The organism is Micromonospora sp. 4G55 (assembly GCF_016803375.1).
The window spans coordinates 1-8,432 of sequence record NZ_JAEVHN010000246.1 but is presented as its reverse complement, the minus strand read 5'-3'; the positions used below and the strand labels follow the sequence as shown (position 1 = coordinate 8,432).

Sequence of the window (8,432 nt, the reverse complement as noted above, 5' to 3'; positions counted from 1 at the left end):
GCAACGCCCTCTCCGTACAGGGCAAGGACATCGACGTCGACGCGATGGCCAAGGAGATGGGCACCACCGAGGACGGCACCAACAGCATCAACGACATCACCCCGGTGCTGAACAAGGAGACCGGCAGCAAGGACGCCTACCGGTCGGTGGAGATCCGCGACAGCAAGGCCGACCGCAAGCAGACCGACAAGCTGCGCACCGACATCGTCCGCACCATCGACGAGGGCCGCGCCGTGGTCGCCAACATCGCCGGCACCACCACCGACACCGACGGCACCACCCACTCCTTCGAGGGCGGGCACTACATCAGCGTCGTGGGCTACACCAACGGCGGCAAGACCGTCACCATCGCCGACTCGGCCAACCCCGACCAGGCCTCCTACCGCATCAGCGTCGACAACCTCGCCGACTGGATCGCCACCCGCGGCTACTCCGCCGCCTCCTGACCCACCAGCACCACCGACAAGGGCCGGCCCCACAACGGGGGCCGGCCCTCTCGTCGTACCTGGTGGCGGCGGGTCAGCCGTCGCGGCCGGCCCGGACCGGCTCGGCCGGCTCCGACGCGGGCTCCTGGTCCAGGTGCCGGGCCGGCGCCGCAGCCACCAGGTGCTGCCCAGCCCGGCGAGCACCGCGAGGACCAGGCCCGCCCAGGAGATGTCCTTGAGCCAGTGCTCGGCGGCCCGACCGACGCTGTAGAGCAGGTAGGTCGTGCCGAAGGCCCAGACCAGGCCGCCGGCCGCGTTGGCGACCAGGAACCGGCGGTACGGCACGTGCAGCGCGCCCGCCAGGGGTCCGGCGAGGATGCGCAGCAGCGCGACGAACCGGCCGAAGAAGACCGCCCAGACGCCGTGCCGGGCGAAGCTCTGCTCGGCCCGGGCGAGCTGCGCGGGGCCGAGGTGTCGGGGGAAGCGCCGCCCCAACCGGGCCAGCAGTGGACGGCCGCCGCGCCGGCCCACCGCGTACCCGATGGAGTCGCCGAGGATCGCGCCGAACGCAGCGGCGCAGGCCACCCACTCCGGCTCGACCACCCCGGCGGCGGCCAGCAGGGCGGAGCTGACCAGCACGATCTCGCCGGGGAGCGGGACACCCATGCTCTCGACACCGATCACCCCGGCGACGATCAGATAGACCGCGACCGGGGGCAGCGCGGAGAGCCAGTGCTGTACGTCGACCACCCGCCACCCCTTCCGATCCGACCTCGAACCCTACCCCCGCCGCCGGGGCCGGGTGGGGTGCTCGGCGGCTCGGCCGCCCCGCTCACCCCTGTCGCAGCGGAATGGCCGGCGCGGGCCGGCGGCGGTCAGCCGGTGATCGGGGCGACGAACTCCAGCCGGTTGCCGTGCGGGTCCTCGGTGTGGAACCGCCGCATCCCGGGCAGCTCGTCGTCACCCCAGGTGACCGGGTGTCCGGCGGCGGCCAGCCGGGCGGCGAGGTCGTCCAGGTCGGGGCGGAGCAGGGCCGGGTGCGCCTTGCGGGCGGGACGGAAGCCGTCCTCGACGCCCAGGTGCAGCTCCGCGCCGTACCCGGTGAACCAGCAACCACCGCGGGCGGCGAGGGCCGGCGGTTTGGGCTTCTCGACCAGGCCGAGCAGGCCGGCGTAGAAGGCCCGGGAGGCCGCCTCGGAGCCGCGTGGGCAGGCGAGCAGGACGTGATGGATCATGGTGGCACCTCCTCGTCCCGAACCCTGGCACGAGGTTGCGCGAATAGCAAGACGGACGTACGGTTTTGTTGACGACGACAATCGGCGGTAAGTGTCACCTAACGTGGGCGGCGCTCCGACCGGTGCGACAGACTGCTCAGGACTACTCACGGTCGCTGGTGTGAAGGAGTACGACGTGGCGAGCCTCGACACCTTCGGTGCGAAGACCCAGCTACGCGTCGGAGACGCGAGCTACGAGATTTTCAGGATTGACAAGGTGGAGGGCCACGACCGGCTGCCCTACAGCTTGAAGGTCCTGCTGGAGAACCTGCTGCGGACCGAGGACGGCGCGAACATCACCGCCGACCACATCCGCCAGCTCGGCGGCTGGGACCCGACCGCCAACCCCAGCGTGGAGATCCAGTTCACCCCGGCGCGGGTGCTCATGCAGGACTTCACCGGCGTGCCCTGCGTCGTGGACCTGGCCACCATGCGGGAGGCCGTCCGCGACCTCGGCGGCGACGCCACCAAGGTCAACCCGCTCGCCCCGGCCGAGCTGGTCATCGACCACTCCGTCATCGCCGACCTGTTCGGCCGCGAGGACGCCTTCGCGCGCAACGTCGAACTAGAGTACGAGCGCAACAAGGAGCGCTACCAGTTCCTGCGCTGGGGCCAGACCGCGTTCAACGAGTTCAAGGTCGTCCCGCCGGGCACCGGCATCGTGCACCAGGTCAACATCGAGTACCTGGCCCGCACGGTCATGGAGCGCAACGGCCAGGCGTACCCGGACACCGTGGTCGGCACCGACTCGCACACCACGATGGTCAACGGCCTGGGCGTGCTGGGCTGGGGCGTCGGCGGCATCGAGGCCGAGGCCGCGATGCTCGGCCAGCCGGTCAGCATGCTGATCCCCCGGGTCGTCGGCTTCAAGCTGAACGGCGAGATGCCGGCCGGCACCACCGCCACCGACCTGGTGCTGACCATCACCGAGATGCTGCGCAAGCACGGTGTGGTCGGCAAGTTCGTCGAGTTCTACGGCCCCGGCGTCAGCGCCGTGCCGCTGGCCAACCGGGCCACCATCGGCAACATGTCCCCGGAGTACGGCTCCACCGTCGCGATCTTCCCGATCGACGCCGAGACCGTCCGCTACCTGGAGCTGACCGGCCGCGACCCGCAGCAGGTCGCGCTCGTCGAGGCGTACGCCAAGGAGCAGGGCCTCTGGCACGACCCGAACCACGAGCCGGAGTACTCGGAGCGGCTGGAGCTCGACCTGGGCACCATCGAGCCGTCGCTGGCCGGCCCGAAGCGCCCGCAGGACCGGGTGCCGCTGGGCAGCGCCAAGACGCTGTTCCGTTCCGCGCTGACTGACTACGTGGCCGACGACGCCGCCGGTGAGCGTGACCTCAAGCCGGGCGTCGCCCGCGAGCAGCTGCCGCGCGGCGCCAACGGCCCGGCCGACGAGGCCAGCGCCGAGTCGTTCCCGGCCAGCGACCCGCCGGCCAACGAGTTCAGCGACCCGGCCGACGAGCCGCGCGACCTGGAGACCGCCGCGGCCGGCGCCGGCGGGCGCGCCACCAACCCGGTCCGGGTGACCAGCGCCGACGGCGTCGAGTACGAGCTGGACCACGGCGCCGTGGTGATCGCCGCCATCACCTCCTGCACCAACACCTCCAACCCGCAGGTGATGATCGGCGCGGCGCTGCTCGCCCGCAACGCGGTCGACAAGGGCCTGGCCCGCAAGCCGTGGGTCAAGACCACCCTGGCGCCGGGCTCCAAGGTCGTCATGGACTACTACGACCGCGCCGGCCTCACGCCCTACCTGGACAAGCTCGGCTTCAACCTGGTCGGCTACGGCTGCACCACCTGCATCGGCAACTCCGGGCCGCTGCCGGAGGAGGTCTCCGCCGCGGTCAACGAGGGCGACCTCGCCGTCGTCTCGGTGCTCTCCGGCAACCGGAACTTCGAGGGCCGGATCAACCCGGACGTCAAGATGAACTACCTGGCGTCCCCGCCGCTGGTGGTCGCGTACGCGCTCGCCGGCACGATGGACATCGACCTGGCCAACGAGCCGCTCGGCGAGGACAGCGAGGGCAACCCCGTCTTCCTGCGCGACATCTGGCCGAACAGCGCCGAGATCCAGGACGTCATCGCCCAGGCGATCGGCGCGACCGGCTTCAGCGCCGCGTACGCCGACGTCTTCGCCGGTGACGAGCGCTGGCAGTCGCTGCCCACCCCGACCGGTGACACCTTCGCCTGGGCGGGCGACTCCACCTACGTCCGCAAGCCCCCGTACTTCGAGGGCATGCAGCGGGAGCCGCAGGCCGTCGTGGACATCAGCGACGCCCGGGTGCTGGCCAAGCTGGGCGACTCGGTGACCACCGACCACATCTCCCCGGCCGGCTCGATCAAGGCCGACTCCCCCGCCGGCAAGTACCTCGCCGAGCACGGCGTGCCGCGCCACGAGTTCAACTCGTACGGCTCGCGCCGGGGCAACCACGAGGTGATGATCCGGGGCACCTTCGCCAACATCCGGCTGCGCAACCAGCTGGTCCCGGGCGTCGAGGGCGGCTTCACGGTCAACCACCTGACCGGCGAGCAGACCTCGATCTACGACGCCTCGATGGCGTACCAGGAGGCGGGCGTCCCGCTGGTCATCCTGGCCGGCAAGGAGTACGGCTCCGGCTCGTCGCGCGACTGGGCGGCCAAGGGCACCATGCTGCTCGGCGTCAAGGCGGTCATCGCCGAGTCGTACGAGCGGATCCACCGCTCCAACCTGATCGGCATGGGCGTGCTACCGCTGCAGTTCCCGGTGGACACCACCGCGGAGTCGCTCGGCCTCACCGGCACGGAGACCTTCTCCATCACCGGCGTGACCGCGCTCAACGACGGCGACACCCCGCGCACGGTGAAGGTCACCACCGACACCGGCGTGGAGTTCGACGCCGTGGTCCGGATCGACACCCCGGGCGAGGCGGACTACTACCGGCACGGCGGCATCCTGCAGTACGTGCTGCGCCGGATGATCGCGAGCTGACGTACCACCGAAGGGCCGCTCCCGCACTCGCGGGAGCGGCCCTTCGGCCATTTCCCAGTCGCACGCGGCGGGCCTCGCTCCGTCGCCCGGTCGGAGAGCCGCGTGGCGGGTCGGCACCGCGCGGGACCGGTCGACGCGGGCCCAGCAGCCCGGCGCACCCCCTCGACCAGCACGAACAGCTCACGCTTGGCGGTCGCGAGACCCCGGGAGTCGAGCTGGTAGCCCTCGATCCAGGTCCACCCGTGGGGCGGGTGCCGGTCGCCCATCTCGCGAATCACCCGGACGACGATCGGTGCCACGAACTGCGGAGAGGCGGCCCGAGACAGCACAACGACGTCACCGACATCGAACCTCGGGCGCGGGCCGCTGCTCATCGCAGCCTCAGCGCGACGGCGCGGGCCTCCTCATCGGTGAGGGGCAGGAACCAGAGGAAGCGGCGGACGATGGCGATCGGGTCCGGGCCGCCGGGCCGGCCGCGAAGGTCGCGGATCGCACGGCGGGTGATCCGGGAGAACTCGAGGATCAGGGTCGCCCGCCGGGACGCGTCCGTCGGAGTCGCGCGCAGCGTCGGACAGGGCCAGTCCCGACCGCAGGCGTCGCACCTCCACCACGGGCCGCCTGCGGTGTGCGCGGCGACCGGGCCAATCCCGCTCCGCCAGCGCGATGCGGGCACGACGGTCAGCCCGCCGGGGCCACGGTACGCAGGGGTGGGCGGCCCGATCGGCCCAGGGACGGTCGGGCGGGCCGGTGGCGGGTCGTATCTCGGCTTCGGAACCGGCCGCGGCTTGTCCTCAGGCATTGTCTTTTGCTCCTTCGGCATCGGCTAACCCGCAGCTTGCCGAGGGTCGTCAGACAATCACACAGCGTTCGCTAATCTTCTTCGGACGGTTGTTTTGTTCCTGAGAGGACAGGCATGAACCATGCGTTTGTCGCCGCGCTGGCTGAAGCGGGCCACACGGCCGAGAGCCTGGCGGGCCGCCTGGGGGTGCATCCGAAGACCGTCGCCCGGTGGGCCAACCCGGGGCACATCCCGCAGAGCCGGCACCGCGCCACGGTCGCGAACCTCCTCGGACAACACCCCGATGTGCTCTGGCCGGACGCCTCCCACCGGCGCGAGCCCGTGTGGTTCCGCCCCTGGGTCGACATCGAGCGTGACGCCGTCGCACTGCGTGCGTTCCAACTCGCCTGGGTGCCGGGGCTGCTTCAGACCGAGGCGTACGCGCGCGTGACGCTTGAGTGGGAGGCGTTGGCACCGACCAAGGTTGAAGAGTTGGTCGCGGCCCGAATAGCTCGACAGTCAATCCTGGTTCGCGAGTGCGGGCCGTTGTTCGTCGCGGTGCTGGACGAGGGTGTCATTCGTCGGCAGGTCGGCGGTCGGGATCTCATGGCCGCTCAGCTCGCACACCTCGTGAGCTGCGCCGAGCTACCGAACCTCCAGCTTCATGTGGTGCCCCGAGACACGGCCGCGTATCCCGGGCTGAATGGGCCATTCATGCTCGCCGAACTGCCGGACGGGACGCGGGTGGGGCACGTCGACAGTCAGGCGCGTGCGCAGATCATCGAGCAGGCATCCGAGATTGCTACCCTGGAGCGAAGGTGGGAACGCTTACGCGGCGAGGCTCTGCCCCGACAGCGATCCCTGGACCTCTTGAAAGAAGCAGCGGCATCATGGACCTGACTGGCGCACAGTGGCGGAAGAGCACGAAGAGCGGCAGCAACGGCGGCGACTGCGTCGAGGTCGCGGACAACCTCGCGGGCGTCGTGGGCGTACGCGACTCCAAGGACCCCGCCGGTCCGGCCCTCACCTTCGCACCGGCCGCCTGGCGGCGGTTCGTGGAGACGACCAAGCGCGGCTGATCCCCCGGCTCCGAAGGCCCCCGGCGTTCCGCCGGGGGCTTCGACCTTCCCGGGCGCGCACCCGCCCGCACAATGCGGCGTGTCGCCGTATCCGGATGGCCGGACACCACGACACGCCGCAAACGGTGTCGATCGCGCGGGGTCAGTCCTCGCGGCGGCGGGCCTCCCGGGTCTTCATGGCGTGCTCCATAAGCGTGACCAGCACGTCCCGGCTGGACTCCCGCTGCCGGGCGTCGCAAAGCAGCACCGGCACGCCCGGGTCCAGGTTGAGCGCCGCCTGCACCTCGTCCAGCTGGTAGCGCCGGGCGTCCTCGAAGCAGTTCACCGCCACCACGAACGGGGTGCCCCGCTCCTCGAAGTAGTCGATCGAGGGGAAGCAGTCCGCCAACCGGCGGGTGTCCGCCAGCACCACCGCCCCGATCGCGCCCAGGGCCAGCTCGTCCCAGACGAACCAGAACCGGTCCTGGCCGGGGGTGCCGAAGAGGTAGAGCACCAGATCGTCGCTGATGGTGATCCGGCCGAAGTCCATCGCCACCGTGGTGGTGGTCTTGTCCTCCACGCCGGACAGGTCGTCGACCCCGATGCCCGTCTCGGTCAGCACCTCCTCGGTGCGCAGCGGCCTGGTCTCGCTCACCGCGCCGACCATGGTGGTCTTGCCCGCGCCGAAGCCGCCGGCGATCAAGATCTTGATCGCGGTGGGCAGCGGCGGCGCTCCCGCCGGCCGGTCAGAGTGCCCGTAGTCCATTGATCACCGCCTCGAAGACGCTCTCGTCAGGTAGTCCGGCGCTGCCGCGCGGCGGCCGCACCATCAGCAGTTCGCGGGCCACCAGGTCGCCCAGGAGGACCCGGACGGTCCCCACCGGCAGGTTCAGATGGGCGGCGACCTCCGCCACGGACTGCATCCGCTGGCAGAGCGCGACGATCGCCAGGTGCTCCGGGCCCAGCCCGGACTCCCCGCCGGCATCCGCGCGGGTCGCCGTCACCAGGGAGATGAGGTCGAACGTGCCGGTGACCGGGCGGGCCCGGCCGCGGGTGACCGCGTACGGCCGAACCACCGGCCCGGCGTGGTCGTCCACCCACCTGTCCTCGGAACCGCCCTCGACCGTCATCGCCGCTACTTCCCGCCGGCCGGCTGGTCGAGCCCCCGGGTCGGCGACGCGACGAACTTGCCCACCCGGGTCACCAGCATCGCCATCTCGTAGGCGATCAGTCCGACGTCGGCGTCCTCGGCGGCGAGCACCGCCAGGCAGGCGTTGCGCCCCGCCGCCGTGACGAACAGGAACGACGACTGCATCTCGATGATGGTCTGCTGCACCTGCCCGCCGCCGAACCGCTTGCCCGCGCCCCGGGCCAGGCTCTGGATCCCGGCCGCCATCGCCGCCAGGTGCTCACCGTCGTCCCGGCTCAGCCCCCGTGACGAGGCCATCAGCAGGCCGTCGGAGGAGAGCGCCACGGCGTGTTCGGCCTGCTTCACCCGACCGACCAGATCGTCCAGCAGCCATGTCAGGTCGGCACTCGAAGCCGTCTTCTGCCCCACTCGTCGTCCTCTTCTCCCCCGGCTGGTGTCGCCGTACGTCGGTGTTGCCGTGCCCCGTCGCGCGGTCGCTTCTCCTCGCGCCGCCGTCAGGTCGCCTGACCGTCCCCGTTCTCCGCCCCGTTGCCGGACCGCGCCCCGGTGGCGGCGCCTCCCAGCAGGCGGGCGGCATCGGTCCGGCCACGCCGGGTGCCCGTCTGGTAGGAGCTCATCATCCTGCGCACCTGCTCCGGCGGGCGCGTGGCCTGCTCGTCGGCGTCGCCGTCCTCCGCCGCCTGCTCGCCGCGCAGCTCCGGCACGATGTTGGCCTGCCGTACCCGCACCGGCAGGCCGGAGTCGGTCACCGCGCCGTCCGTGCCGGCGGGCGT

Annotated in this window: 10 protein-coding genes and 1 pseudogene; 4 read left to right on the top strand and 7 right to left on the bottom strand. The window is 71.4% G+C overall.

What is annotated here, in order from left to right; all coding sequences use genetic code 11:
* Positions 1-446: C39 family peptidase (locus JNW89_RS19855; protein WP_238450032.1), on the top strand; the 446-nt coding region annotated here is incomplete at its 5' end.
* Positions 447-752: 306 nt separating this feature from the next.
* Here the strand turns inward: JNW89_RS19855 and JNW89_RS19850 are convergent.
* Together JNW89_RS19850 and JNW89_RS19845 are read right to left on the bottom strand one after the other, a co-directional pair.
* Positions 753-1,091: pseudogene (locus tag JNW89_RS19850) on the bottom strand (DedA family protein); the annotation flags it as partial.
* Between the two features lie 209 nt (positions 1,092-1,300).
* Complete coding sequence (locus JNW89_RS19845; RefSeq protein WP_238448748.1) at positions 1,301-1,660, bottom strand: VOC family protein; 360 nt, start codon at positions 1,658-1,660, stop codon at positions 1,301-1,303.
* A 160-nt stretch (positions 1,661-1,820) separates the two neighbouring features.
* Between JNW89_RS19845 and JNW89_RS19840 the strand changes: the two genes are divergently transcribed.
* Entirely contained in the window at positions 1,821-4,673 is a 2,853-nt protein-coding gene (locus JNW89_RS19840; protein ID WP_238448749.1) for an aconitate hydratase, read from the top strand.
* Between the two features lie 370 nt (positions 4,674-5,043).
* On the opposite strand, the gene JNW89_RS19835 is transcribed toward JNW89_RS19840, so the two are convergent.
* Entirely contained in the window at positions 5,044-5,346 is a 303-nt protein-coding gene (locus JNW89_RS19835) for a hypothetical protein (protein WP_238448750.1), read from the bottom strand.
* 240 nt (positions 5,347-5,586) lie between these two features.
* Here JNW89_RS19835 and JNW89_RS19830 point away from each other — a divergent pair, with 240 nt between their 5' ends.
* Positions 5,587-6,351 carry a DUF5753 domain-containing protein gene (locus JNW89_RS19830; protein ID WP_238448751.1) on the top strand — a complete coding sequence of 255 codons (765 nt, stop codon included), beginning with the start codon at positions 5,587-5,589 and terminating at the stop codon, positions 6,349-6,351.
* Positions 6,342-6,530 (top strand): DUF397 domain-containing protein, encoded by a 189-nt coding sequence (locus tag JNW89_RS19825; RefSeq protein ID WP_210776303.1) that lies wholly within the window; start codon positions 6,342-6,344, stop codon positions 6,528-6,530. Before JNW89_RS19830 ends, JNW89_RS19825 begins: the two co-directional genes overlap by 10 nt.
* 142 nt (positions 6,531-6,672) lie before the next feature.
* Here the strand turns inward: JNW89_RS19825 and JNW89_RS19820 are convergent, their stop codons facing one another.
* The 4 genes from JNW89_RS19820 to JNW89_RS19805 all read right to left on the bottom strand — a co-directional run.
* A complete protein-coding gene (locus JNW89_RS19820) occupies positions 6,673-7,275 on the bottom strand; it encodes an ATP/GTP-binding protein (RefSeq protein WP_238448752.1) in 603 nt (200 codons plus the stop codon).
* Positions 7,256-7,639 (bottom strand): DUF742 domain-containing protein, encoded by a 384-nt coding sequence (locus tag JNW89_RS19815; protein ID WP_238448753.1) that lies wholly within the window; start codon positions 7,637-7,639, stop codon positions 7,256-7,258. Before JNW89_RS19815 ends, JNW89_RS19820 begins: the two co-directional genes overlap by 20 nt.
* A 5-nt stretch (positions 7,640-7,644) precedes the next feature.
* Positions 7,645-8,067: a roadblock/LC7 domain-containing protein gene (locus JNW89_RS19810; RefSeq protein WP_088961283.1), complete on the bottom strand. Its 423-nt coding sequence runs from the start codon at positions 8,065-8,067 to the stop codon at positions 7,645-7,647.
* Positions 8,068-8,153: 86 nt separating this feature from the next.
* On the bottom strand, positions 8,154-8,432 hold a 279-nt coding region (locus JNW89_RS19805), incomplete at its 5' end, for a hypothetical protein (RefSeq protein ID WP_238448754.1).